The 24,922-nt window shown below is 51.6% G+C and carries 20 protein-coding genes; 11 read left to right on the top strand and 9 right to left on the bottom strand.

Going from position 1 to position 24,922, the window contains the following annotated elements; all coding sequences use genetic code 11:
* Window positions 1-25: 25 nt before the first annotated feature.
* Entirely contained in the window at window positions 26-1,099 is a 1,074-nt protein-coding gene (locus O4H47_RS07065) for a BMP family ABC transporter substrate-binding protein (RefSeq protein ID WP_269393252.1), read from the top strand.
* 106 nt (window positions 1,100-1,205) lie between these two features.
* On the top strand, window positions 1,206-2,927 hold the full coding sequence (gene ade / locus O4H47_RS07070; protein WP_269393253.1) for an adenine deaminase: 1,722 nt from the start codon (window positions 1,206-1,208) through the stop codon (window positions 2,925-2,927).
* A 336-nt stretch (window positions 2,928-3,263) separates the two neighbouring features.
* Here the strand turns inward: ade and guaD are convergent, their stop codons facing one another.
* Genes guaD through uraH form a run of 6 tightly spaced genes read right to left on the bottom strand, consistent with a single transcriptional unit; the run spans window position 3,264 to window position 10,808 of the window.
* On the bottom strand, window positions 3,264-4,574 hold the full coding sequence (gene guaD / locus O4H47_RS07075; protein WP_269393254.1) for a guanine deaminase: 1,311 nt from the start codon (window positions 4,572-4,574) through the stop codon (window positions 3,264-3,266).
* Window positions 4,575-4,577: 3 nt separating this feature from the next.
* Window positions 4,578-5,804: a urate hydroxylase PuuD gene (locus tag O4H47_RS07080; protein ID WP_269393255.1), complete on the bottom strand. Its 1,227-nt coding sequence runs from the start codon at window positions 5,802-5,804 to the stop codon at window positions 4,578-4,580.
* Entirely contained in the window at window positions 5,794-6,636 is an 843-nt protein-coding gene (gene xdhC / locus O4H47_RS07085; RefSeq protein WP_269393256.1) for a xanthine dehydrogenase accessory protein XdhC, read from the bottom strand. The genes O4H47_RS07080 and xdhC overlap by 11 nt, the downstream gene beginning before the upstream one ends.
* Before the next feature lie 3 nt (window positions 6,637-6,639).
* Window positions 6,640-8,949 carry a xanthine dehydrogenase molybdopterin binding subunit gene (gene xdhB, locus O4H47_RS07090; RefSeq protein WP_269393257.1) on the bottom strand — a complete coding sequence of 770 codons (2,310 nt, stop codon included), beginning with the start codon at window positions 8,947-8,949 and terminating at the stop codon, window positions 6,640-6,642.
* Complete coding sequence (gene xdhA, locus O4H47_RS07095) at window positions 8,946-10,433, bottom strand: xanthine dehydrogenase small subunit (RefSeq protein WP_269393258.1); 1,488 nt, start codon at window positions 10,431-10,433, stop codon at window positions 8,946-8,948. The genes xdhB and xdhA overlap by 4 nt, the downstream gene beginning before the upstream one ends.
* A 3-nt stretch (window positions 10,434-10,436) precedes the next feature.
* Entirely contained in the window at window positions 10,437-10,808 is a 372-nt protein-coding gene (gene uraH, locus O4H47_RS07100) for a hydroxyisourate hydrolase (RefSeq protein ID WP_269393259.1), read from the bottom strand.
* A 203-nt stretch (window positions 10,809-11,011) separates the two neighbouring features.
* Here uraH and puuE point away from each other — a divergent pair, with 203 nt between their 5' ends.
* Genes puuE through O4H47_RS07115 form a run of 3 tightly spaced genes read left to right on the top strand, consistent with a single transcriptional unit; the run spans window position 11,012 to window position 13,771 of the window.
* Window positions 11,012-12,439: an allantoinase PuuE gene (puuE, locus tag O4H47_RS07105; protein ID WP_269393260.1), complete on the top strand. Its 1,428-nt coding sequence runs from the start codon at window positions 11,012-11,014 to the stop codon at window positions 12,437-12,439.
* A 2-nt stretch (window positions 12,440-12,441) separates the two neighbouring features.
* Window positions 12,442-13,272: a bifunctional allantoicase/(S)-ureidoglycine aminohydrolase gene (locus tag O4H47_RS07110; RefSeq protein WP_269393261.1), complete on the top strand. Its 831-nt coding sequence runs from the start codon at window positions 12,442-12,444 to the stop codon at window positions 13,270-13,272.
* Between the two features lie 4 nt (window positions 13,273-13,276).
* Window positions 13,277-13,771, top strand: coding sequence for an ureidoglycolate lyase (locus O4H47_RS07115; RefSeq protein WP_269393262.1), 495 nt, complete (start codon window positions 13,277-13,279; stop codon window positions 13,769-13,771).
* Here the strand turns inward: O4H47_RS07115 and O4H47_RS07120 are convergent.
* Complete coding sequence (locus O4H47_RS07120; protein ID WP_269393263.1) at window positions 13,768-14,214, bottom strand: Lrp/AsnC family transcriptional regulator; 447 nt, start codon at window positions 14,212-14,214, stop codon at window positions 13,768-13,770. The genes O4H47_RS07115 and O4H47_RS07120 overlap by 4 nt on opposite strands.
* A gap of 241 nt (window positions 14,215-14,455) precedes the next feature.
* Between O4H47_RS07120 and O4H47_RS07125 the strand changes: the two genes are divergently transcribed.
* The 5 genes from O4H47_RS07125 (at window position 14,456) to O4H47_RS07145 (ending at window position 19,369) form a co-directional block, all read left to right on the top strand.
* Window positions 14,456-15,571 (top strand): saccharopine dehydrogenase family protein, encoded by a 1,116-nt coding sequence (locus O4H47_RS07125; protein WP_269393264.1) that lies wholly within the window; start codon window positions 14,456-14,458, stop codon window positions 15,569-15,571.
* A gap of 456 nt (window positions 15,572-16,027) precedes the next feature.
* Complete coding sequence (locus O4H47_RS07130; protein WP_269393265.1) at window positions 16,028-16,807, top strand: ABC transporter ATP-binding protein; 780 nt, start codon at window positions 16,028-16,030, stop codon at window positions 16,805-16,807.
* A gap of 52 nt (window positions 16,808-16,859) precedes the next feature.
* Window positions 16,860-17,582 (top strand): transporter substrate-binding domain-containing protein, encoded by a 723-nt coding sequence (locus tag O4H47_RS07135; protein ID WP_269393266.1) that lies wholly within the window; start codon window positions 16,860-16,862, stop codon window positions 17,580-17,582.
* A gap of 63 nt (window positions 17,583-17,645) precedes the next feature.
* A complete protein-coding gene (locus O4H47_RS07140; RefSeq protein ID WP_269393267.1) occupies window positions 17,646-18,530 on the top strand; it encodes an ABC transporter permease in 885 nt (294 codons plus the stop codon).
* Window positions 18,527-19,369 carry an ABC transporter permease gene (locus O4H47_RS07145; RefSeq protein WP_269393268.1) on the top strand — a complete coding sequence of 281 codons (843 nt, stop codon included), beginning with the start codon at window positions 18,527-18,529 and terminating at the stop codon, window positions 19,367-19,369. Before O4H47_RS07140 ends, O4H47_RS07145 begins: the two co-directional genes overlap by 4 nt.
* Before the next feature lie 1,644 nt (window positions 19,370-21,013).
* Here the strand turns inward: O4H47_RS07145 and O4H47_RS07150 are convergent.
* Both O4H47_RS07150 and O4H47_RS07155 read right to left on the bottom strand, forming a co-directional pair.
* Window positions 21,014-22,243, bottom strand: a complete 1,230-nt coding sequence (locus O4H47_RS07150) for a pyridoxal phosphate-dependent aminotransferase (protein WP_269393269.1) — start codon at window positions 22,241-22,243, stop codon at window positions 21,014-21,016.
* A 29-nt stretch (window positions 22,244-22,272) separates the two neighbouring features.
* Complete coding sequence (locus tag O4H47_RS07155) at window positions 22,273-23,784, bottom strand: aldehyde dehydrogenase family protein (protein WP_269393270.1); 1,512 nt, start codon at window positions 23,782-23,784, stop codon at window positions 22,273-22,275.
* Between the two features lie 200 nt (window positions 23,785-23,984).
* Here O4H47_RS07155 and O4H47_RS07160 point away from each other — a divergent pair, with 200 nt between their 5' ends.
* Window positions 23,985-24,902, top strand: coding sequence for a LysR family transcriptional regulator (locus O4H47_RS07160; protein ID WP_269393271.1), 918 nt, complete (start codon window positions 23,985-23,987; stop codon window positions 24,900-24,902).
* The last annotated feature ends 20 nt before the right edge of the window (window positions 24,903-24,922 follow it).

Here is a 24,922-nt window from a genome sequence, read left to right on the forward strand (position 1 = left end):
AAACAGAATTTAACAGGAGGAAGTCATGAGAAAACTACTGATCGGGATTGCAGGGATTGCTGCAATGACCCTTGGTATGGCCTCCGCTGCAGTTGCTGCCGACAAAACAAAGGTTTGCTTTGTTTATGTAGGATCAAAAACTGACGGTGGCTGGACACAGGCACACGACATTGGCCGCATGGAATTGCAAGCGCATTTCGGCGACAAGGTTGAAACAGCCTTTATTGAAAACGTTGCAGAAGGCCCACAAGCCACAGCGGTTATTGAACGTTTTGCACGTGCAAAATGTGATCTGATCTTTACAACAAGCTTTGGGTTTATGGATCCAACGTTGGAAGTTGCTGCTAAATTCCCTGACGTGAAATTTGAACACGCAACGGGCTACAAAAGCGCTGACAACGTAACGAGCTACAACTCACGCTTTTATGAAGGCCGTTATATCCAAGGTCAAATTGCAGCCAAAGTTTCCGAAAAAGGTGTTGCAGGCTATATCGCGTCATTCCCAATTCCAGAAGTTGTGCAAGGCATCAATGCCTTTACATTGGGAGCTCAAAGCGTAAACCCTGATTTCAAACTGAAAGTTGTTTGGGTCAACACATGGTTTGATGCGGGTAAAGAAGCTGATGCGGCAAAAGCATTGATCGACCAAGGCGTCGACATTCTAACCCAGCACACGGATTCAACCGGTCCTATGCAAGTGGCTGCAGAGCACGGCGTGAAAGCCTTTGGTCAGGCTTCCGACATGATTGCTGCAGGTCCAGAGACACAGCTAACTGCCATCATTGACACTTGGGGTGCTTACTACATCAAGCGCACACAAGCTGTGATGGACGGCACTTGGGCAACCCAATCAACTTGGGATGGCTTGGTTGATGGCATCTTGCAAATGGCGCCTTACACCAACATGCCTGACGATGTGAAATCAATGGCAGCGGCAACTGAAGCTGCGATCATTTCGGGTGAATTGCACCCCTTCACTGGCCCAGTTACGAAGCAAGATGGTTCAGCTTGGTTGACCGACGGCGAAGTTGCTGAAGATGGCGTATTGCTTGGTTTGAACTTCTATGTTGCAGGCGTAGATGATCAATTGCCACAATAGGTACTGACGCATATTGAGTTTAAGGGCGGTCATTTGATCGCCCTTTTTCTTTGAGCATTTGGTAAAACAGTGGCATTGAAATCCGAACAGCATTATATTTTTGCCCATGAGCAAAAGCCAAATTGATAAAGCAACACTTGCCCGCATGATCAAAGCGGGTGCGAACCAAGAACCGGCTGATCTGGTGATCAAAAACGTTCAGCTTCTGGACGTAATGACAGGCGAGATCAACACATCGGACGTGGCGATTGTCGCTGACCGGATTGTGGGCACCCATTCAACCTATTTAGGCCATCACGAAATCGATGGTGCGGGTCGTTTTTGCGTGCCCGGGTTCATCGATACCCATTTGCATATCGAAAGCTCACTGGTTACCCCACTTGAATTTGACCGGTGCGTTTTGCCCTATGGAGTGACTACCGCAATATGTGATCCGCATGAGATTGCGAACGTTTTGGGGCGTGAGGGCTTAGAGTATTTTTTGGCCTCATCTGAACGTTCTGTGATGGACATTAAGATCAACCTTTCGTCTTGTGTGCCCGCAACGGCTTTTGAAACGTCTGGCGCAGAACTATTGATCGATGATCTGCTGCCTTATCGCGACCACCCAAATGTTATTGGGTTGGCAGAATTTATGAACTTTCCCGGTGTTTTGGCCGCTGCGCCCGAGGTGATCGACAAGCTACATGCGTTCCAAGACGGACACATTGATGGGCACGCGCCGTTGCTTTCTGGTGATGCGTTAAACGGTTATTTGGCCGCAGCGATCCGCACTGACCATGAGGCCACCAGCGCCGCCGAAGCCCGCGAGAAACTTAGAAAAGGCATGGCGATTTTGATCCGCGAGGGGTCGGTTTCTAAAGACCTCAACGCGCTCGCTGAAGTCTTGGATGAAAACACATCTAGCTTCATGGCGCTTTGCACCGACGATCGCAATCCGCTTGATATTCATGAAGAGGGGCATTTGGATAGTCTTATCCGGCGATTGATCACCAAAGGCTGCCCCACCCATCACGTTTACCGCGCGGCCAGTACCTCCGCTGCGCGGATATTCGGATTAAGAGATCGCGGCATGGTTGCACCGGGCTGGAAAGCGGACTTTGCGCTGTTGGATAATTTGGAAGAATGCCGCGTTTCGGACGTGATCATGTCCGGCGAATTGGTTACCGATGAACGGTTTGCCAAACGCGAAATGGTTACCCCGGTTGGGCTGCTTTCTATGAAAGCAGAGCGTCAGACAGCTGAAAGTTTTAAGGTGCCTGTGAAACCTGGGCGTAATTTGACGCCGATGATGGGCGTAAAACCGGGCTTGATCCTCACCTTCCGCGAAGAGGGCACTTTGCCTGTTGAGGGCGGTTTTTTGCAGCCTGACATCGCCCAAGATGCGGTGCAGGTTTCAGTGGTCGAACGGCACGGCAAGAACGGTAATATTGGACATGGATTTGTTAAAGGCTTTGGCCTCAAACGCGGCGCCATTGGTTCCTCCGTTGGTCACGATAGTCACAACATCACGGTGATCGGTGCAACCCATGAAGATATGGCAGTGGCGACCAATCGCATCATTGAAATGCGCGGAGGTTTTGTGGTCGCAGATCAGGGCAAGGTGGTGGCCGAATTGGCACTGCCGATTGCGGGCTTGATGAGCGAACTTGCCTTTGAAGACGTGGCGCATGAACTTGAGAAACTGCGCGAAGCTGCACACGATTTGGGTTGCGTCTTGCCCGAACCGTTCTTGCAGGTGGCATTCCTCGCCCTGCCCGTTATCCCACATCTAAAGATGACAGATCGTGGACTTTTCGACGTGGATAAGTTTGATTTCGTGGATTGAGTTTTTACGCGCTGCTGTCGCGAAGTTTCGGCTCATCCTGCTTTGCGCTCACGCCGCGCGGGCACTTTTTGCGCTCACACCGCGCGGGCACTTTTTGCGCTCACACCGCGCGGGTACTTTTTGCGCTCACGCCGCGCGGGCTAGTTCCCCTGCACCTCGCGAGCATTTTTCATGCCGCCGTCACGCCTCTGGCGCTACCCCGGCACCCCCGCCAAATGGTGCTATGCGCAAGCGTCACCATCTTGATTGGTCCCGGCTCGTAGGCCGGGACGGTGCACTGAAGAAAACTCGACTACCCGGACCGCCCCGCACTTGATGCGGGGTCAATAACCCCGGTTAGTTCAGGCCGGCTTTCAAGGCCTCACCGGCCACATAGGTCTGAACAATCGCGCGGTCGTCGCCAATGGTTTGCAAGAGGAACAGTTCTTCTTCCAAGGTCGTCACGGTCTCCATACGCACTTGCATGGCTGGCGTGGCATTGGCGTTGAGCACCACGATATCAGCGTCAGTGCCTTCATCCAGTGTGCCGATTTTTTCTTGAAGTGACAGCGCCCGCGCATTTCCCAACGTGATTTGATAGAACGACGTCAGCGGGTTCATGCGCTGGCCCTGTAGGTTGAGGATTTTATAGCCTTCATCCAGCGTTCTGAGCATCGAATAATTGGTGCCGCCACCCACGTCCGTTGCGATGGCGATCCGGCCCTTACCTTGTGGCCCGGCAACCCGGTCCCAATTGAACAGGCCTGAGCCGATAAACAGGTTTGACGTAGGGCAGAAAACCGCCACCGAGCCGGTTTCAATCATCGCGTCGCGTTCGCGGTCTTCAAGGTGAATGCAGTGGCCAAAAAGTGATTTCTCGCCTGCCAAGCCATAGTGCTGATAGATACCGAAATAGTCGCCCATTTCCGGGTAAAGCGAATTGGTGAATTCAATCTCGGCTTTGTTTTCACTTAAGTGCGTTTGAACGTGCAAATCTGGGTGCTTTTTGGCCAAGGCCCCGGCCATTTCCAATTGCTCAGGCGAAGAGGTAATGGCAAAGCGCGGGGTGATCGCATAATGGTTACGGCCCTTGCCGTGCCATTTTTCAATCAGTGCATTGGTGTCGTCATAGCTTGATTGGGGCGTGTCCCTTAGGGCCTCAGGCGCTTCGCGGTCCATCATCACTTTGCCGCCAAGCATCAGCATATTGCGCTTTTGCGCCTCTTCAAAATAGGCGTCGACGGATTGAGTGTGCACAGAGCAATAGGCAACTGCCGTAGTAGTGCCGTGGCGGATCACTTCGTCGTAGAAATGCCCAGCGATTTTCTTGGCGTGCGCCAAATCGCCAAAGCGTTGCTCTTCTACAAAGGTATAGGTGTTCAGCCACTCCAATAAGGACCCAGCGTAGGAACCGAGCACCTGCATTTGCGGGAAGTGAATATGGGTGTCGATGAACCCGGCCATAATGATGTGCGGGCGGTGATCAATGGTTTGGACATCTGCAGGTGCGCTCTTGGCGATATCGGCAAATTCGCCTCGCGCCATTATCTTCCCGCCGTCAATCAACAGTGCCCCATCTTCAAGATAGGTGTAGCAATCCTGGTCGTCGCGTGCTTTTGGCGCGTCGTTGAAACTCAAGACGCGGCCTCGCAAAATCTTCAAAGTCATGTCTTATCCTTTTGAGGCGCTTTCAAACCAGGCGACCAGCACTTGGCGTTCTTCTTCGCTCATTTGTGTCACATTGCCCGGTGGCATGGCGTGGGTGCGCCCAGCTTGAATGTAAATCTCATGGGCATAGGTGGCAATCGCCACGTCATTATCCAAAATGACGTTTTTGGGCGCTTGGGAAACCCCTTCCCACGCAGGTTCTGCGGTATGGCACATGGAACAGCGCCCAATCACCGTGTCGCGCGCTTCTTCAAAGTGCGCATCGGCCATCATGATCTGAGCTTGTGAACTGGCCACCGTATCTTCAGTGATCCCGCCAATTTTGGGGTTGGTTGAAAGCCACATGATGGCAATAAACAAGAGCGCTGCCACGAACCATGTCCAATAAAGGCTTTCGCCTTTCATGTGTTTGGTGTTGAAGAAGTGGCGGATCAGCACACCGATTAAAAAGATCAATGCCGCAATGACCCAATTGAATTGCGTGGCAAACGCCAGCGGGTAGTGGGTCGACAACATCAAGAACAGAACTGGCAGGGTGAGATAATTGTTATGCACCGACCGTTGTTTGGATTGTTTGCCCAAAGCCGGATCTGGCGATTTGCCGGCCTTAAGGTCGTCTACGATAATCTTTTGGTTTGGGATGATGATAAAGAACACATTGGCCGACATAATGGTGGCGGTAAACGCCCCCAAGTGGAGCAATGCGGCGCGCCCAGTGAACAATTGTGTGTAACCCCACGCCATTGCGACCAGAACGACAAACAAAAACAACATCAAGCCGACGTCCGATTTGCCCATGGGCGACTTGCACAATTGGTCGTAAATCAGCCAACCTACGGTGAGGGATGCAACTGAAATCAAAATCGCAACGGGCGAAGAAACATCCAACACATTGCGGTCGATCAGATAGAGGTCTGCGCCCACATAATAGACGATGGCAAGCATGGCAAAGCCAGAAAGCCAAGTGGTATAGGCTTCCCATTTAAACCAAATCAAATGCTCGGGCATATTGGGTGGCGCCACCATATATTTTTGGATGTGGTAGAAGCCGCCGCCATGCACTTGCCATTCTTCGCCCTGCACGCCTTTAGGCAGGCTTTCATGTTTGCGCAGGCCCAAATCGAGCGCAATAAAGTAAAAGCTTGAACCAATCCAAGCAATGCCGGTGATCACATGCAACCACCTGATGCCAAAGCTTAGCCATTCAAAAAAAATTGCACTATCTGGCATGTTCTTCCCCCCGAACAAGTGTATTTTTGGCCAGCTGCCCTGCCTGATCCAAAGTGGCGATAATTTCAGCCGCGACAAGCGCCGCGATAATTTCTGGTCGTTTGTCTTGAACTCTTAATCCACCTATCGGGCAAACAAGGTTTTTGGCGTCAACGCCACCATCATAGGTCTGTTTGAGCCAATTGGAAAAAACGCCCCGTTTCGTTTTAGAGCCGATCATGCCGACATAAGAGAATTTGCCAAGCGCGAGCGCTTCCCCGGCAATTAAAAAATCAAGCGCATGATCATGGGTGAGTACCACAACGGCACTGCCCGGCTTTGCTGTGCGCAACTCAGCCTCGGGCAAAGGCGACAAGCGATTTTCGACCCCTGATATATTGGGCAATTCATGTGCACGCTGATCGATCAAAACTGGATTGAGCGGCAACAGCGCCAAAGTTTGTGCCAGTGCTTTGCCCATGTGCCCGGCCCCAAAAATCAAAACATCTGATTTTGCATTTTGTTCAGCAAAATGGCGGATTAGAATATCTTTCGGGTTGGCAATCATTGACAAGGCAATTTCTACCTGCCCACCGCAGCATTGACCAATTTCTGGCCCAAGTGGCACAGTGCACGTCAATTGATGATGACCAAGGCGCAGCATTTTGCGCGCTTCGTCGATCATCATAAATTCCAATTGGCCGCCACCTATGGTGCCGATCATTTCATGCGCATTGACCAACATCCACGCCCCAACGTCACGCGGCGAGGAGCCTTTGACCTTCGTGATTTGAACGTCAATGGCTGGGCCCGCCTTCAAGAATGCCTGGAGCTGATGTTTAACCAAGCCCATGCCCTATTCCCCTTTGAGCCTTTGCACCGCCATCAAAATCCGTTCTGGCGTGGCGGGGGAATCAAGTTTTGGGCAGGTCTTATAATCAGCGACAGAAGCCACCGCCATCGACAAGGCTTCAAGCACAGAGATCGCCAGCATGAAAGGCGGCTCGCCCACCGCTTTTGAACGACGGATGGTGCGTTTTTTGTTTTCAGACCAATTCACCAAATTTACATTGAACTGACGCGGTCTGTCTGAGGCGACTGGGATTTTATATGTCGAAGGGGCGTGGGTTTTCAGCTGCCCGTCTTTTGACCACCACAATTCTTCGGTGGTGAGCCAGCCCATGCCTTGCACAAATGCGCCTTCAACCTGCCCCTTGTCGATCGCTTCATTGATCGAGCGGCCCACATCGTGCAGCACATCAACGCGCTCAACAAAATACTCGCCGGTGAGCGTATCGATCACCACTTCTGATACAGCGGCCCCGTATGCGAAGTAATAAAAGGGTGTGCCTTTGCCCGCGTCGCGGTCCCAATGGATATCAGGGGTTTTATAGAAACCCGTTGCCGAAAGCTGCACGCGATTCATATAGGCGGTTTTAACGAAATCTGCGAAGCTGAACGCTTGTTCGCCAACAATGACTTGGTTGTTATCAAAGCGTACCTTTTCAGGGGCGACGTCATATTCTTTAACAGCAAAATCAATCAACCGTTGCTTGATTTTTTGCGCAGCGTCCGCTGCGGCCATGCCGTTCAAATCTGTGCCCGAAGAAGCGGCCGTTGCCGAGGTGTTGGGCACTTTGTCGGTGCGGGTGGCGGTGACTTTGATGGTGGAAATATCCACCTGAAATTCATCCGCGACCACTTGGGCGACCTTGGTGTAAAGCCCTTGCCCCATTTCGGTGCCGCCGTGGTTGAGCTGGATCGTGCCATCACTGTACACATGCACCAGCGCGCCCGCTTGGTTGTACCAAGTGGCGGTGAAGGAAATGCCAAACTTCACTGGCGTCAGCGAAATACCGCGCTTTAAAACGCGGCTGGTCTTGTTGAACTCAAGCGCTGCGTCTCGTCGCTCTTTATAGTCCGCGCTTGCTTCGAGTTCATCAACGATGCGCTCAATTATGCTGTCGTCGACCACCTGGTGATAAGGGGTTAGATTTTTCCCCTCCCCGCCATAAAAGTTGGTGCGTCGAATTTCCAATGGGTCTTTGCCCAGCGCATAGGCGATCTCTTCAATCATGCGCTCGCCACCCAACATGCCCTGTGGTCCACCAAATCCTCGAAACGCCGTATTGGAAACAGTGTTGGTTTTTAAAGGTTGTGAACGCAGTTCAACGTTGGGAATGAAATAGCAATTGTCCGCATGGAAAAGCGCGCGGTCTGTCACCGGGCCGGATAGGTCGGCGGAAAAGCCACAGCGCGCCGCGAACTCAGCGTCGATAGCGTGGATTTTGCCTGCTTCATCAAACCCCACATCATAGCTCGCGACAAAATCATGGCGTTTGCCCGTAGCCACCATATCGTCGTCGCGGTCGGGACGGATCTTAACCGCGGCTCCATGCTTCTTGGCGGCGATGGCCGCCACTGCTGCGAATAAGCTGCCTTGGGTTTCTTTGCCCCCAAAGCCGCCGCCCATGCGGCGCACTTGCACATTGACGGCGTTTGCTGAAACGCCTAATGCGTGCCCCACCATGTGCTGGATTTCGGTTGGGTGTTGGGTGGAGGAAAAAACGGTGACTTCATCATCTTCGCCCGGGATCGCCATGGCGATATGTCCCTCAAGATAAAAGTGATCTTGGCCGCCGATTTCCATTTCGCCTTTGATGCGCATTGGCGCATTTTCAAGCGCAGATACAGCATCACCACGTTTGAGCTTTAGGGGCTTGGTGACAAGTTCAGCGCCGTTTGCCTTAGCTGATTTCACATCCAGCAAGGGTGCTTCGCTGATATATTCAACTTTTGCCAATTGGGCGGCACGACGGGCTTGATCGCGGGTTTTTGCGACAACAGCAAACAAGGGCTGACCATAAAAGTGAACTTCACCGCGCGCAAAAATCGGCTCGTCGTGCAACCCTGTTGGGCTGACATCGTTTTCGCCGGGGATGTCGTCTTTTGTGAGCACATCCACAACGCCGGGCGCTTTGCGCACAGCATCCAAATCCATTGATTTGATTTTGCCATTGGCGCAAGTTGAAAGTCCCAGATAGGCGTGTAGCGTGCCAGCGGGTTCGATCACATCGTCCAAATATTCGGCCCGACCTGAAACATGCTTATGGGCAGATTCATGCTCGATGGATTGATGTGTGCCGCCTTTGATTTGTTTGTTCATGACAGCGCCTCCAAGGTTGCGGCCTGGTGCAGATCATCAAGGCTGATCGCATTTTCATCAGCATGTTCAAGATAGAACCGTTCAAGCAAATTTTGCGCGGCGGCCATGCGATAAGTGGCCGAAGCACGCCAATCGGAAAGGGGTTCGAAATCTTGTTCAAACAATTGCTTTGCGTCGGCAATCGAGCGCTCGGACCATGGCGCACCTTTTAAAGCGGCTTCAACATGTGACGCCCGTTTGGGCGTGCCGGCCATGCCGCCAAAGGCGATGCGGATATCACTTATGCGCCCATCGTCGATTTTGGCGCTGAATGCTCCACACAGCGCAGAAATATCTTCGTCGCGACGCTTTGAGATTTTGTAGCAGGCAAACAATTGATCTTCGTCTGGCAATGGGATGTGGATTTGCTCAACAATCTCGCCCGCAGCGCGGTCTTGTTTGCCATAGGTGATGAAGTATTTTTCCAGCTCCAATGTGCGTCGTTCATCGCCCTTGCGTAAGGTAATGGTCGCCCCCAAGGCAATAAGAGGCGGCGGGGTGTCGCCGATGGGTGAGCCATTGGCGATGTTGCCACCCACGGTGCCCATATTGCGCACCTGTTCGCCGCCAATTCGGCGCCAGAATTGAGAGAGCTGTGGCAAATGCTCGTCGATGGCTGCCAACATGTCTGTGTAACTTGCACCCCCATCAACGGTGATCGCGGTATCGCTCACCTCAATTTTGCGGAAATCCTTGAGTCGCGACGTAAAGATCACAGGGGAAATGTCGCGCATGAATTTTGTGACCCAAAGGCCCACATCAGTTGCCCCTGCAACAATTGTCGCTTCTGGATTTTGCGCATAAATGCTTGCGAATTGATCCAGGGTTGCTGGCGCGAAAAGCTTTTCCGCTTCGCTTTCAATTGCCAACATTTGATCATTTTGTAATGCGCTCAGGTTTTGCACCATTTGATCTTGCTCTGCGATTAAATAGTCCTCGTGCAGCTTGCCGTGTTCGCCAATATCCAGCGCTGCTTTGATGATCGGCTCGTAGCCTGTGCACCGGCACAAGTTGCCTTGCAGGTAGCGTTCAATCGTTGCCACATCCGGCTCAAGTTCGCTCATCCACATGGCATAGAGCGACATCACGAATCCGGGCGTGCAGAACCCGCATTGGGAGCCATGATGGGTAACCATTGCTTGCTGGATCGGGTGCAGCGCGCCATTTTTGCCTTTTAGATGCTCGATGGTGACCACATGACAACCATCAAGCGAACCAACAAATCGGATGCAGGCATTTACGCTTTCATATTTCAGCTGATCGCCCTCAAGGCGTCCCACCAGCACGGTGCACGCGCCGCAATCGCCCTCCGCGCAGCCTTCTTTGGTGCCGCGCAGGACCTGGGTGAGCCGCAAATAGTCCAACAAGGTTTGGGTGACGGGCAGACGATCAAATTCAATGAGTTGGTCGTTAAGCCAGAATTTTAGCGTGTGGCGCGTGGTCACTTTTTAGCTCCCGCGATAGGTTGAAAAGCCATAGGGCGAGACGAGCAGAGGCACATGATAATGGGCGGTTTCATCCGCCACCACAAATTGAATAGGCACCACATCAAGGAATTGACCATTTTCAAGGATCACATTTTGCGCGGTGAAATAGTCCGACACATGAAAGCGCAATTCGTACCGACCTTTGCGCAGATTTGATGCATTGCGCATAGGTGCATCGCAGCGACCATCATTATTGGTGATAGCGGTCACGAGCGGCGTGGTTTTGTCCGCATCAAGATCAAATAACTCAATTTTTAGGCCTGCTACAGGGCAACCGCGAGCGGTGTCCAAAACATGCGTTGTAAGCTTACCGGTGGTGTTTAGATTGGTCATTTATCCCCCCTGTCGATCCCCTTTGTCCTTTAAAACACACGTAAAAGTCAAGATTTTTTAACAAATGGTCAAAATTTTGAAAGTGTAATAGGATGCGCTTCAACGGACCATGCGATTGACCAAATCAGCCGCACGGCCCATCTTAACAAAAAACATGTGATTTGGCCCACAAAAGGCCAAACCAACGACTGATGGATGATCAAGTGACAAAATCCGTTCGATATGACCGCGATATATTGGGGTATGGCGCAAAGCCACCAAAGGCAAATTGGCCCAATAATGCCAAGATCGCTGTGCAATTTGTTGTGAATTATGAAGAAGGTGGCGAGAACTGCGTGCTGCATGGCGACGCTGCATCTGAAGCCTTTTTGTCCGAAATTGTTGGCGCGCAACAATGGGCTGGGCAACGCCACTGGAACATGGAAAGCATTTACGAGTATGGGTCCCGCGCCGGGTTTTGGCGGCTGCATGATTTGTTCACAACATTAAATGTGCCCGTCACTGTTTATGGGGTCGCGACAGCGCTGGCCCGTTCACCCGAACAGGTGGCCGCCATGCAAGACGCCAATTGGGAAATTGCTTCGCATGGCCTTAAGTGGATTGAATATAAAGACTTCACCCGTGAAGACGAAGCCACCCATATGCGTGAGGCCATTCAACTGCATTATGAAGTCACCGGTGACTACCCAAAGGGCTGGTACACGGGGCGCTGCTCTGCCAACACCGTTGATTTGGCATGCGAGATCGGTGATTTCGCCTATGTTTCAGACAGCTATGCGGACGATTTGCCCTATTGGTACGACAGTGGTGACAAGGCGCAACTGATCATCCCCTATACGCTTGATACAAATGATATGCGGTTTGCCGCCATCCAGGGGTTCAATTCTGGTGATCAGTTCTATTGCTATTTAAAAGACAGCTTTGATAGTCTTTACGCTGAAGGGGCGGCTGGTGCGCCGAAAATGCTCAATGTTGGTTTGCATTGCCGGTTGGTGGGGCGACCCGGACGGATTGCGGCGTTAAAACGCTTTATCGAATATGTGCAAAGCCACGATGATGTTTGGATCGCCAAACGCATAGAAATTGCTGAACATTGGGCCAAAAATCATCCTTTTGTAAAACGACAAAACCGCCCTTCAACACTGACCAAACCAAATTTTGTTGCCCAATTTGGTGGCGTGTTTGAACATTCCCCTTGGATTGCTGAACGCGCTTACGAACGCGAAATGGGCGCAGCCCATGACACAGCGATTGGTGTACATTCTTTGTTGGCTGCAGAATTTCGCAAAGCTAACGAAGACGAACGCTTGGGCGTTTTGCGCGCGCACCCAGATTTGGCCGGCAAGTTGGCCGCAGCAAAACGACTTACCGCTGAATCAACGTCTGAACAGGCATCGGCGGGCCTTGATGCACTCACAGACGCTGAGCGGGAACGGTTCACAACGCTGAACAGTGAATATGTGGCCAAGCATGGTTTTCCGTTCATTATTGCGGTGAAAGGTCTCACAAAAGATCAAATTCTTGCGCAGTTTGAAAAGCGCATTCACAATGACAGCGAAACAGAGTTCTCAACCGCTTGCAAACAGGTGGAGCGAATTGCCCTTTTGCGCCTCAAGGATATGGTGAAGTAGATATGCCAAATTCAAAATACTACGCACCGACGGGCGGATTGCCGCCCCAAAGCCAATTGATGACCGGGCGTGCCATATTTACCGACGCCTATGCAGTTATCCCAAAAGGCGTGATGAGCGACATTGTCACCTCCTATTTGCCCCACTGGGAAGACACTAGAGCGTGGATTATCGCGCGTCCTTTGTCAGGTTTTGCTGAAACATTTGCCCAATATATTGTTGAAATTGCACCGGGCGGTGGCTCCAACAGGCCGGAACCGGACCCAAAATCTGAGGCGGTTTTGTTCGTTGTTGAAGGCGAGTTGGATCTTGAATTGGATGGGCAAACCCATCGCATGGCCGAGGGTGGCTATGCTTATATTCCCCCATCTGCCGATTGGTCCGCACATAATGCCACCGCGCATCCGGTGAAATTTCACTGGATCCGCAAGCAGTATGAAGCGGTTGAAGGGATCAACCACCCCACAGCTTTTGTGACCAACGAAAAGCTGACTCCAGCCAACCCAATGCCCGACACAAATGGAGCATGGGCGACCACTCGTTTTGTCCAGCCTGATGACTTGCGCCACGATATGCATGTGAACATCGTTACGTTCGAGCCGGGTGGCGTAATCCCTTTTGAAGAAACCCATGTGATGGAACACGGGCTCTACGTCTTGGAAGGCAAGGCAGTCTATAAACTCAATTCGGATTGGGTGGAGGTGGAGGCTGGCGACTTTATGTGGTTACGCGCTTTTTGCCCGCAAGCTTGTTATGCGGGTGGTCCGGGCAAGTTCCGCTATTTGCTCTATAAAGACGTGAACCGCCATCCCAAACTCAGCCTCAAAGGATAGAGCAATGGACAGCATCGAAATTGTGCCGCTAACCGAAGAGCAGTTCGCTCCGTTTGGTGAAGTGATCGATCTGAGTAAGGCTGAACACTTTGGGATCAACAATGGCATGTGTACGCGGTTTAATGATCTCGCGACGGTGGAATTAGGGGGCAAGGACGCGCGCACTTTGGTCAATGTGTTTCGCGGCAAGCCCTATGATCTACCTTTGCACTTAAAAATGGTCGAACGCCATCCGCTTGGCTCGCAAGCCTTTATCCCCATGACCAAACGCCCGTTTTTGGTGATTGTGGCCCACGACACAGACGGCGTGCCGGGTACGCCCTTGGCGTTCCTTACCAAACCCGGGCAAGGCATAAATATTGGCCAAAACGTGTGGCACGGGGTGCTGACCACACTCGGTGAAATAAGCGATTTTGTGGTGGTCGACCGGGGTGGGCGCGGCGACAATTTGGAAGAATATTTCTTTGAAGAAGGATTTATCGTAGATTTTGGCGACTAGCGCCGATCCAATTTGCGTCCCAACACCAGCGAGCTTTGCGTGCGGCGCACGCCGGGAATGAGGGCGATTTCGTCGATTACCTCGTCGATGTCTTCAAGTTGCGGGGCTTCTACGGATACCAGCAAATCGAACTCTCCGCTAATCGCAAGGCTCAGTTTAACTTCGGGAAAGCTGGCCAGCTTTTCATTGATTTGCTTATTCTGTTGCTGCAGCACTTCGATCAGCACAAAGGCTTCGACCATCTGTTGGCCGGGATCTTGCGCCAATTTTACCGTGTAGCCTGTTATATAACCCATGCGCTCAAGCCGTGTGATGCGTTCATGCACAGTGGTGCGGGCAATACCCAGTTTCTTGGCAATATCAGAGGTTTTTGCCCGCGCATTGGCCTGCAACAGGGCAACCAACTCGCGGTCTAAATCATCTCGTAGAGGTCGATTGGTCACGGCATGCTCTCGCTTCGGTATTTCGGCAATTATCCGACATTATGACGATTTGGTCCATCCCAATTGTTCTCATTGATTCAGTGTAAACTTGAGTTAACGAACGATTTAGAATCGTCATTTCAACGGATCTCTGTGATATTTATCGTCATAATGACGATATTCAGCGTTTCGTATCGCTATATTCTGACAGTCATTTCCAGCACAATAGTCCCAGTTTAGTTTTCCAACCTGAGGGATAAATATGAATTGGGAAGTTTTGGTTGTTGGCGGTGGTAAAATTGGTCGCATGGTGGCGGTGATTTTGCAAAATGCGCCAGAGTTCAACGTCACAATCGCCGATGCAGACGAAAAGATGCTCGCACAAGTGGCCGAACTTGGTATTGCTACGAAGAAGGTTGACGTTTCCAACGAAGTTGAGCTTTTGGGCGCGCTTGATGGCAAAAACGCTGTATTGAGCGCCGCGCCCTATTTCTTAACACCAGCCATTGCAACCGCTGCGAAGAAAGCCGGAGCCAACTATTTCGATCTTACTGAAGATGTGAAATCGACGAAGTTTGTGATGGATTTGGCCAAAGACGCCAAGTCAGCCTTTATGCCTCAGTGTGGTTTGGCCCCGGGCTTTGTCGGCATTGCCGGTTATCACTTGGCCAAGCAATTTGATTCAATCGAAGATTTGTCCATGCGTGTGGGTGCGTTGCCACGCTACCCAACAAACGCCCTTAAATACAATTTGACCTGGTCCACCGAAGGTTTGGTCAACGAATATTGCAACCCATGCGAAGCATTGGTTGATGGTCAGCTTAAGGAAGTTGCGCCGCTTGAGAATTTGGAAAACTTTGCGCTTGATGGTGTCGACTATGAAGCCTTTAACACGTCAGGTGGTTTGGGCACTTTGTGCGACACGCTTGCGGGCCGCGCACAAAATGTTTCTTATCGGTCTATCCGCTACCCAGGTCACCGCGATATTTTGCATATTTTGCTCAACGACCTCAAACTGAACAAGCGCCAAGACCTCATGTGCGAAATCTTTGAAAATGGATTGCCCCGCACACGCCAAGACCAAGTGACGGTATTCTGTACAGCAACGGGCATGATTGATGGGCAATTCGAAGAGCGCTCATTCGTCAATGTGTCCACCGCCATGGATGTTGCAGGCCGCAATTGGAGTGCCATTCAAATCACCACAGCGGCCGGCGTAACTGCAGCGATGGATCTGATGCGTCAGGGCCGTTTGCCACAAGAAGGTTTTGTGCGCCAAGAACAAATTGATTTGGATGAGTTTTTGGCCAACCGATTTGGCGCCCTTTATTTGGGCAAGCCGTTCGAAGCACAGGGCGCAACACCTAAAGCGGCATAAGGTATAGACCGCCAAGACTGAGCATTGTGTAACAAGAAATTGCACATTATGCGAAATGATGGGTCAATTTTGAGCAATTCTTTGACTATTCAAGAGATTGCTGACCCTTCATAATCAAATCTTGCAATGTCGGACTTTGTGCTGACATTGCTTTGATCACAAGAGGGGTGATCCGTTTTTGGTTGGAGGACCAAGGACGCGCGCTATAAGTCTTTAAAAGAAGATCATGCGCATCAACGGGAGGAACATGGCGGATTTTTCACACCCAATTGGGCAATGGCCCAAGGCAAGGCTTGCGCCAATTGTTGCGCGCTGCGCTTTTGTGTGCCAATTGCACGCCACAAAATCAAAAGCAGATAGAGATTCGGCCAATTTTGCGCAATTGAGGTCAGTTAAGCCTTTGCAGTTGTTTAAAAATGTGCCTAATCTTTGATCAAAGAGTTCAAGAAAGTCACCATGGTAGAAAACCAAACTCCGGTCATTGAAATCCGAGATCTGCACAAGAGCTACGGCGACCTAGAGGTCCTCAAAGGCATCGATATTGCGGCCAACAAGGGCGACGTGGTTAGTCTTATCGGTTCGTCGGGTTCTGGAAAATCAACCCTGTTGCGCTGCGCCAACCTGCTTGAAGATAGTCAGCAGGGCGAAATATTGTTTGATGGCACCCCCATCAAATGGAAGGGCCAAGGCCTGAGCCGTCAACCAGCTGACAAAGAGCAAGTGATTGCGGTGCGCACAAACCTTTCAATGGTCTTCCAACAGTTTAATCTGTGGTCGCATATGACGATTTTGCAAAATGTGATGGAAGCGCCTTTGACTGTTTTGGGTCAAGACCCCAAAGAAGTTGAAGAACGCGCCCGCATGTTGCTGGACAAAGTGGGCATTGGCGACAAATGTGACGTGTTCCCCGCCATGCTTTCCGGTGGGCAACAACAGCGCGCAGCCATTGCCCGCGCGTTGGCAATGGAACCTGAAGCCCTATTGTTTGATGAACCCACATCCGCGCTTGACCCAGAACTGGAGCAAGAAGTGGTGAAGGTGATCAAGGATTTGGCGAAGGAAGGGCGCACCATGCTTTTGGTGACCCACGATATGAAATTGGCAGCCGATGTTTCTGACAATGTGGTGTTTTTGCACCAGGGTAAATTGGAAGAACAGGGGCCGCCAGCCGAGCTGTTTGGCAACCCCAAATCAACACGGCTAAAGCAATTCCTTAGTGCTGGATCTCACGAATAGGCCGGTGCTAAGGCAATCACAAAACCAAAAAACTTATCCAAGGGAGACTAAAATGAAAAAAATCATTATGTCAGTTGCCATTTTGGCAATGAGCTCAAGCTTCGCGCTTGCAGACACTATTCGCATGGGTACTGAAGGCGCCTACCCTCCATATAACTTTATCAATGATGCTGGTGAAGTTGACGGTTTTGAGCGTGAGTTGGGCGATGAGCTTTGCAAACGCGCAGAACTCACTTGTGAGTGGGTGACCAACGAGTGGGATTCAATTATCCCGAACTTGGTTTCAGGCAACTATGACACTATCATCGCGGGCATGTCGATTACCGACGAGCGTGATGAGGTGATCGACTTCACCCAAAACTACACCCCTCCATCACCATCAATCTATGTTGCAGCATCTGCTGACGTTGATGTAACCACCGGCATTATTGCTGCGCAAACTTCAACCATTCAATCAGGTCATGTTGCTTCTTCTGGCGCAACACTTGTTGAATTTGCAACACCTGACGAAACATTGGCTGCTGTGAAAAATGGCGAAGCTGATGCGGTTTTGGCCGACGTTGATTTCTTGCGCCCTGTGGCTGAAGAATCAAACGGCGAATTGGTTATTGTTGGTGAGCCTGTGTTCCTTGGCGGCGGTGTTGGCCTTGGTGTGCGCGAAAGTGACAATGAACTTCGTGACAAATTTGATGCGGCTATCCAGTCAATGAAAGACGATGGCACATTGAACACGATGATCACAAAATGGTTCGGTGCAGACGCTTACACGTTCTAATCTGATCTAACCTATTTGACGGGGCGCTTGCGCCCCGTCATCTAACATTCAAGAAATGAGCTAATGTTCTCCTTTTGCGCCGAGCCTGACATTCTCGAAGGTCTCCAGTGGGTAACTTGCTACCTCACCACCGGAAAGCACTTCGCATTTTACGCGTCATTTGGCACCGTTATGTTGCTGCTTGCGGTAACTGCGCCCGTGGCGCTTCTGTTTGGTTTTGGTGGCGCAACCGCTGCACGCTCAACCATTGCGCCCTTGCGCTGGTTTGGCAAAGGCTACACAGCCATTGTGCGCGGCATTCCTGATATCGCGTTTTTCATGTTTTTTGTGATCGCGCTTGATCAGGCTTTTGAATTTGTTCGCCACAAAGTTTTGTGCCCCGAATGGACGGACCCGATCCGCCAAGGCAATGATTTTGTGGTCTGTTCCGCAGCCAAATTACCACTGTCTTCTTCCCCCCAATGGATGCATGAGACATATGGGTTTATGCTGGCGGTTTTAACCTTCGCTATCGTTTTTGGCGCGTTCGCGGCCAATGTTTTATATGGCGGCATGGGCGCGGTTCCGCGCGGCCAACTAGAAACCGCCGAAGCTTACGGCATGAGCCGCCGCCAAACATTTTGGCGCATCTTGGTGCCACAAATGTGGATTTATGCGCTTCCCGGCCTGTCCAACCTTTGGATGATTTTGATCAAAGCCACACCGCTCCTGTTCTTGCTTGGGGTAGAAGATATTGTTTATTGGGCGCGTGAATTGGGCGGTTCGAAAACTCAAGTTTTCTCCTATCCGCATCCGGATTGGCGGCTTTATTATTTCCTTGGCCTATTGGTGTTCTATTTATCCCTGACCAAAGTTAGCGAGATCGTTCTGAGCAACCTCACCGATAAGCTATCCAAAGGCCAAGCCACTATGGGTGGCGAATCCCAAAGAAAGGCGGTTGCGTCATGAATGCCTGCCTTCAAACCATTGCAGATTATGGCCTGCGCTCAGTGGGCATTGGCCAACGCCTATTGCCCAAATCTGATTTCACCCTATGCGAGCAGTTCACCCTGATCGGCTCTGGCATGATTTGGAATATTTATTTCGGCCTTATTGCTTTGACCACTGGCTTCTTTTTGGCCACGGCGATTGCAGTTGCGAAAAATTCGAACAATTATTGGGTGCGCAAACCCGCCGAATGGTTCATCTTTTTGTTCCGTGGCTCGCCCTTGTTCATTCAGTTTTTCTTGGCCTATGAAATTTTCGTTCAATTGCCTAAATGGGGCATCGACATAAATTTAGGCTTCACCGAAATTACAGCTGAAACCCGCTGGTTGACCAAGGCCTGGCTTGGGGCGGTGATCGTGTTGTTCCTAAATACCGCCGCCTATTCAGGCGAGATATTTTACGGCGCGTTGCGCTCTGTCCCCAAGGGCGACATTGAAGCAGCGGACGCTTACGGGTTAAGCGGTTGGCCCCGGTTCAAAAGGATCATTTGGCCCACCATGTTGCGCTTGGCTTGGCCTGCTTACACCAACGAAGCAATCTTTTTGTTCCACGCCACAACCTTGGTGTTTTTCTCTGGCTTCCCCGCCTGGCAACAGCGCGGCGACGCGCTTTATTACGCTAGCTATTTCGCGGACAAGACCTTTAACCCGTTTGTTCCTTACCCGATTTTGGGCATGTATTTCATCATGCTGACGCTTTGCGTGATCGGGGTTTACGGGCTGATCAACAAACGCTTGAACCGCCACGTGCCTGCGAACCAACGCCAACGAATTAAGTTTAAGCCGCAGATTATTCGCTAGGTCACCCCACCCTTAATCCTTCCCCATCAAGGGGAGGGACTAAGGGTGGGGGGGGGATAGCTTTCATCACTAAGGCTTTTCAACAGTTCTCAAACACCAATATCTCCGCCATGGATTGCCATGCGAAGGGACAATAATGCGACGCGCGAGACAGTGAATGGCTCTGTTAAAGCGCTTAGAGAAATATGTGTAGAGACAATCCTTGTCTCGCGCCAACCAAATGCTGCATGGCGATCAACTGCCCCGGGGTGCTAAACCCTTCTATCCCCTTGCTCCGCGTTCCATCAAAACTGTTTTGATCTCTTGCGATCATTTGATGAGTGCCAGTTGGCACAGGTGAGAAACAATACCCACCAAACATCTTACAAGCTGCCTTCGGTGTCAGGCTGGACATTTGATAACCAAGCGAAACACGGCGACCCGTGCTTCATTTGACCCGGCTTTCCTTATGAGGGTTTTGGTACAGATTGGTGAAAGCGATCAGCGCTGTGCTTTTTGTGTTTTTGACCCCGGATCAAGTCTGGGGTGGTGCGATTGGGTTGGACAAATACGCCTTCCGTCTCGCACCGTCCCGCACTTGATGCGGGACCTACTCACTTTCAACACACCGCAGGATCATCACCAACAACCAAACAAACTCCACACGACCCCAACAACGCGTCCGCTGTCCGCAGGGTCTTCAAGAAAGCTGCGATCATTATAGGGCGCGGGGAAATGCCGGGGATAAGATTTTTTTGGTGGCTGATGGTTCGAATACCACCCACCTCGTCATACTCGGGCTTGACCCGAGTATCCATATCCCGCGCCTGTTCGGGTTCCGCCGTTCCAAATCATTGCGCAACGCTCAACAACAAAGTCATCATGGACCCTCGGGTCGAGCCCGAGGGTGACGAAGAGAGGGGCGATGCATTGTGCCCCTCATCCTGAGCATGTCGAAGGATCGAGCTACCGTGCACTTCATTCGTGGTTCGCCCTTCGACAAACTCAGGGTGAGGTTAGCTGTGAGGTAGTTGGATGTCGCTCGGAGTTTGACGCGTGTTGCCCGCACTGCAAGACCCCGCATCAAGTGGGGCAGCCAGAGGGTGCGTGTTCCCCACCTCTAGGGCATTTCCGGACAACTGTGCGGCGCTCGCGCCGCGTAGGCTGAGCCAGGATCGGGCGAGACCCGTGGAAGGCTGCTGCGCCATACTCAGACGTCATCCCTGCGTAGGCAGGGATCCAGGCCGGAGCAAACCAAACGCAGCATTTTTTGAGGATATTCTCGCCTGGGCCCCGGACTAAATCCGGGGTGACGGTGGGATGTGGGGGCCAAAGCTTCAACTCGACCAATCGTTCCGCGCCCCTACCTCATCCTGAGCTTGTCGAAGGATGGAGCTACCGTGCACTTCATTCGTGGTTCGACAGGCTCACCACGAGGGTGGGGATGTTGTTCCGAGGCAGACGGATAGTGCAACCACCCGTTGATCCCGCATTAAGTGCGGGGATGCCGGTATGGATATGCCCAGCTAATTGGGGCATTCCCGGACACTGTGCGGCGTTTGCGCCGCGCAGGCTGATCCGGGATCGGGAGAAACCAAGGTACCAAAGCTTGCTCGCCACTCAGCCGACATCAGTTTTGCACAGGAATGTGCGATTGAGAGAGGGTTACTTCAACTCCCCACAAGCCTTCTGAATCCGCGAAATCGCTTCTTCCAACTCACTCTTAGCTGCCGCATAAGAAATGCGGAAGTAGGGCGATAAGCCGAAGGCTGAACCGGGGACGATTGCCACGTGAGCAGTTTCCAAAATATAGCGGCAGAAGTCGCTGTCGGAATTGATTTTGGTGCCGTCGGGGGCAACCTTGCCGATGAGGCCTTCGCAGGATGAGAAGGTATAAAACGCGCCTTCTGGGGTGCGGCAGTGAACGCCTTCAATGGCGTTAAGGCCAGCAACAACCAAGTCGCGGCGTTCTTGGAAAGAGGCGGCGCGGGTAGCAAGAAATGTTTCGTCACCATCCAGCGCTTCAATGGCAGCGGCTTGGGAAATTGAGGAGGGGCACGAGGTGGCCTGGCTTTGAATAACCGCCATGGCGCGGATCAACTCTTCTGGCCCAGCACCGAAGCCCAAGCGCCAGCCAGTCATGGCATGGGATTTTGACACGCCATTGATGATCAGCGCACGGTCCTTAAGGCGTGGTTCCACTTGTACGGGGGTCACGAACTGGAAATGATCATAAATGATGTGCTCGTAAATATCGTCGCTCATCAACCACACATGGGGGTGCTTGAGCAGCACATCGGTGATGGCTTGCAGTTCTTCAGCCTTATAGGCGGCGCCTGTGGGATTGCTTGGTGAGTTGAGCAACAACCACCGGGTTTTATCGGTAATTGCAGCTTCAAGCTGGTCGGGTTGCAGCTTGAACCCTGCGTCCCCCGGGCATTGCACCAAAACGGGCACACCGCCGCAAATGCGCACGATGTCGGCGTAGGTGGTCCAAAATGGGGTCGGTATCACCACCTCGTCGCCATCATTCAGCGTGGCCATGAAGGCGTTATAAAGAACCTGTTTTGCGCCAGCAGACACGGAGATGTTTTTTGGCTCATATTTGAGCCCATTGCCGCGTGCCAATTTGCGGCACACGGCAAGCTTTAACTCAGGCGTGCCATCGAGCGGGGTATATTTTGTCATCCCCGCATCAATGGCTTTGTGGGCGGCATCTTTGACATGGTCTGGCGTGTCAAAATCTGGCTCGCCAGCGCCCAGAATAATCACCGGGTTGCCTTCAGCTTTCAACTCGCGGGCGCGGGTTGAAATTTTGATGATCTCTGACACCGAAATGTCAGAGATACGGTTTGCACGTCGAAAACTAGACGGTGATTGAATTGGGGCGTTCATGTCAGATGCTCTTTAAATGCGGTTGCCTATTAGATATCGAAAGAAACGCCCTGAGCCAATGGCAATTCGGTGCCATAGTTCACTGTGTTTGTGGCGCGGCGCATGTAGCCTTTCCATGCGTCTGAGCCACTTTCACGACCGCCGCCAGTTTCTTTTTCGCCACCAAACGCGCCGCCAATTTCCGCACCTGATGTGCCGATATTAACGTTTGCGATGCCGCAATCTGAACCAGAAGCGGACAAGAAGTTTTCTGCTTCACGTACGTTCAGGGTGAAGACCATTGAAGAAAGACCCGCGCCAACCGCATTTTGCATTTCAATCGCGTCGTCAAAGTCTGTGTATTTCACGACATAAAGGATTGGGGCAAATGTTTCTTCAAACATTGGGCCAGACTGAGTTTGCATTTCAACAACAGCTGGGCGGTAGTAATAAGCACCCTCATTGCCTTCAACATCGACCCGTTCGCCACCAACAATTTTGCCGCCAGCAGCTTTCGCAGCCGCCAAGGCTTTCTCCATGTTGGACGCAGCGTCTTTGTCGATCAGTGGGCCAACCAGCGCATCAGAAGTCAATGGATTGCCGATTGAAACGCCCTCATAGGCTTTTTTGAGTTGCGGCACGAGTGTGTCGTAAATGCTTTCATGCACGAACAAACGACGTGTTGATGTGCAGCGTTGCCCTGCAGTACCCATGGCACCAAAAGCAATGGCACGCACCGCCATATCAAGGTCAGCAGATGGGCAAACGATACCGGCGTTGTTGCCGCCAAGTTCAAGAATTGAACGGGCGAAACGTTTGGCCAAACGCGGACCAACTTCGCGGCCCATGCGGGTTGAACCGGTGGCAGAAACCAGCGCCACTTTTTCATGATCAACCATCACTTCGCCGCCAACACGATCCGCCACAAACATGGTGGCCAAGCCTTCAGGCGCATCGCCAAATTTGGCTAAAGCTTTGTCCATGATCGCTTGGCAAGCCATAGCGGTCAAAGGAGTTTTTTCAGATGGCTTCCAAATGGTTGCATTGCCACATGCCAAAGCAAGAGCGGCGTTCCATGCCCAAACAGCCACGGGGAAGTTGAACGCTGAGATGATGCCCACAACGCCCAAGGGGTGCCATGTTTCCATCATGCGGTGATCAGCGCGCTCGGTTGCAATGGTCAAACCATATAATTGGCGGGAAAGACCAACTGCGAAATCGCAAATGTCGATCATTTCTTGCACTTCGCCCAAGCCTTCAGAAGGGATTTTACCCGCTTCAATAGAGACCAAACGGCCAAGCTCGTCCTTATGCAAGCGCAGTTCTTCGCCAAGCAAACGCACCAATTCACCGCGACGGGGGGCTGGCACTTTGCGCCAAACTTTAAACGCGTCATGGGCTTTATCGATTTGCGCTGAGATTTGATCGGCGCTGGCCAATTTCACATTGGCAATGACTTCGCCGGTTGTTGGCGTGTTGACGGCCAAATCGCCGCCTTCAAGGGCCGCAACATCGACTCCGAGTTTTTGCAACAGGTCTTTGGTTTGATCTTTGACGCTCATCATTGGCTCCAAAATTTTGTGACGAGGCAATCCGCCGGTCTGAGGTGGACTGCTATCTGTGTTGAAATGACTGGCTTTGCGCCCGATGTCACATTGGACGAATGGGGTTGGCTTGGCCTTTTAAATTCGTATTTCTCATGATAAAGCAATGAAATGCCCTAAAGAAGCAATGATTTTTCATTACTTGATGAGGAAAAATTATGCATACCAGTCGTCGCAACTTCCCCTCGATCAATACGCTGAGCGCGTTTGAGTGTGCCGCGCGGCACCTTAATTTCACCCGTGCCGCCGAGGAAATGAACCTCACCCAAAGCGCTATTTCGCGCCAAATCCGCGATTTGGAATTACAACTTGGGGTGACCTTGTTTGAACGTATTCGCAAGCGGGTCGTATTGACCGAAGCGGGCGCACGGTTTTTGGTGGATGCAAAATATCTGATTGAGCAGACCGAAGGGTTGGTTTATCGCACCATGGCATCGGCCAAGGCGGACGCAACGCTTTCGGTGGCCACACTGCCCACCTTTGGCTCCCATTGGCTTGCACCCAGATTGCCCGAATTTTTGGAGAACAATCCCAAACTGGCGGTAAATCTTGAAAGCCGCTGGACCCCATTTTCTTTGCAAGAGCAGTTTTTTGATGTGGCGGTACATTTTGGGCGACCGATATGGGCGGGGGCATCGTGCCAACCTTTGTGCGCTGAATATATGCTGCCCGTGGCGTCAAAAACACTGATCGAGGCGCATGGCATAAAGAAAGCTGAGCATTTGGCCAAAGCGCCATTGCTGCACTTACAATCCCGACCAACGGCTTGGCGAGATTGGTTTGAACAGCAAAAAATTGACAATGACGAGCCGTTTCGTGGCCACCGCTTCGACCAATTCTCAATGATAATTGAAGCCTGTTTGGCGGGTTTGGGCGTTGGCTTGCTGCCCCAATATCTAATTGAGCGCCAAATTGAATTGGGCCGCTTGGTGGTGATCGACCCAAGGCCGTTGCAAACGGACGATGCCTATTTTCTGGCCATTCCAGACGATAAGGCGGAAAAGCCGGGTGTGGTGGAATTCACCAATTGGATCCGCTCGCAGATCAGCCACCCCATTATTGAAACGGCTGAATAGTCAGCCGTTTCATCGGTAAA

This window comes from Maritalea porphyrae, assembly GCF_027213965.1.
GTDB classification, from domain to species: Bacteria; Pseudomonadota; Alphaproteobacteria; order Rhizobiales; family Devosiaceae; genus Maritalea; species Maritalea porphyrae_A.

Coding starts and splice junctions, on each gene's coding strand:
- O4H47_RS07065 (WP_269393252.1), top strand. CDS start 26: ATGAGAAAACTACTGATCGGGATTGCAGGGATTGCTGCAATGACCCTT.
- ade (WP_269393253.1), top strand. CDS start 1,206: ATGAGCAAAAGCCAAATTGATAAAGCAACACTTGCCCGCATGATCAAA.
- guaD (WP_269393254.1), bottom strand. CDS start 4,574: ATGACTTTGAAGATTTTGCGAGGCCGCGTCTTGAGTTTCAACGACGCG.
- O4H47_RS07080 (WP_269393255.1), bottom strand. CDS start 5,804: ATGCCAGATAGTGCAATTTTTTTTGAATGGCTAAGCTTTGGCATCAGG.
- xdhC (WP_269393256.1), bottom strand. CDS start 6,636: ATGGGCTTGGTTAAACATCAGCTCCAGGCATTCTTGAAGGCGGGCCCA.
- xdhB (WP_269393257.1), bottom strand. CDS start 8,949: ATGAACAAACAAATCAAAGGCGGCACACATCAATCCATCGAGCATGAA.
- uraH (WP_269393259.1), bottom strand. CDS start 10,808: ATGACCAATCTAAACACCACCGGTAAGCTTACAACGCATGTTTTGGAC.
- O4H47_RS07110 (WP_269393261.1), top strand. CDS start 12,442: ATGCCAAATTCAAAATACTACGCACCGACGGGCGGATTGCCGCCCCAA.
- O4H47_RS07115 (WP_269393262.1), top strand. CDS start 13,277: ATGGACAGCATCGAAATTGTGCCGCTAACCGAAGAGCAGTTCGCTCCG.
- O4H47_RS07125 (WP_269393264.1), top strand. CDS start 14,456: ATGAATTGGGAAGTTTTGGTTGTTGGCGGTGGTAAAATTGGTCGCATG.
- O4H47_RS07130 (WP_269393265.1), top strand. CDS start 16,028: ATGGTAGAAAACCAAACTCCGGTCATTGAAATCCGAGATCTGCACAAG.
- O4H47_RS07135 (WP_269393266.1), top strand. CDS start 16,860: ATGAAAAAAATCATTATGTCAGTTGCCATTTTGGCAATGAGCTCAAGC.
- O4H47_RS07140 (WP_269393267.1), top strand. CDS start 17,646: ATGTTCTCCTTTTGCGCCGAGCCTGACATTCTCGAAGGTCTCCAGTGG.
- O4H47_RS07145 (WP_269393268.1), top strand. CDS start 18,527: ATGAATGCCTGCCTTCAAACCATTGCAGATTATGGCCTGCGCTCAGTG.
- O4H47_RS07150 (WP_269393269.1), bottom strand. CDS start 22,243: ATGAACGCCCCAATTCAATCACCGTCTAGTTTTCGACGTGCAAACCGT.
- O4H47_RS07155 (WP_269393270.1), bottom strand. CDS start 23,784: ATGAGCGTCAAAGATCAAACCAAAGACCTGTTGCAAAAACTCGGAGTC.
- O4H47_RS07160 (WP_269393271.1), top strand. CDS start 23,985: ATGCATACCAGTCGTCGCAACTTCCCCTCGATCAATACGCTGAGCGCG.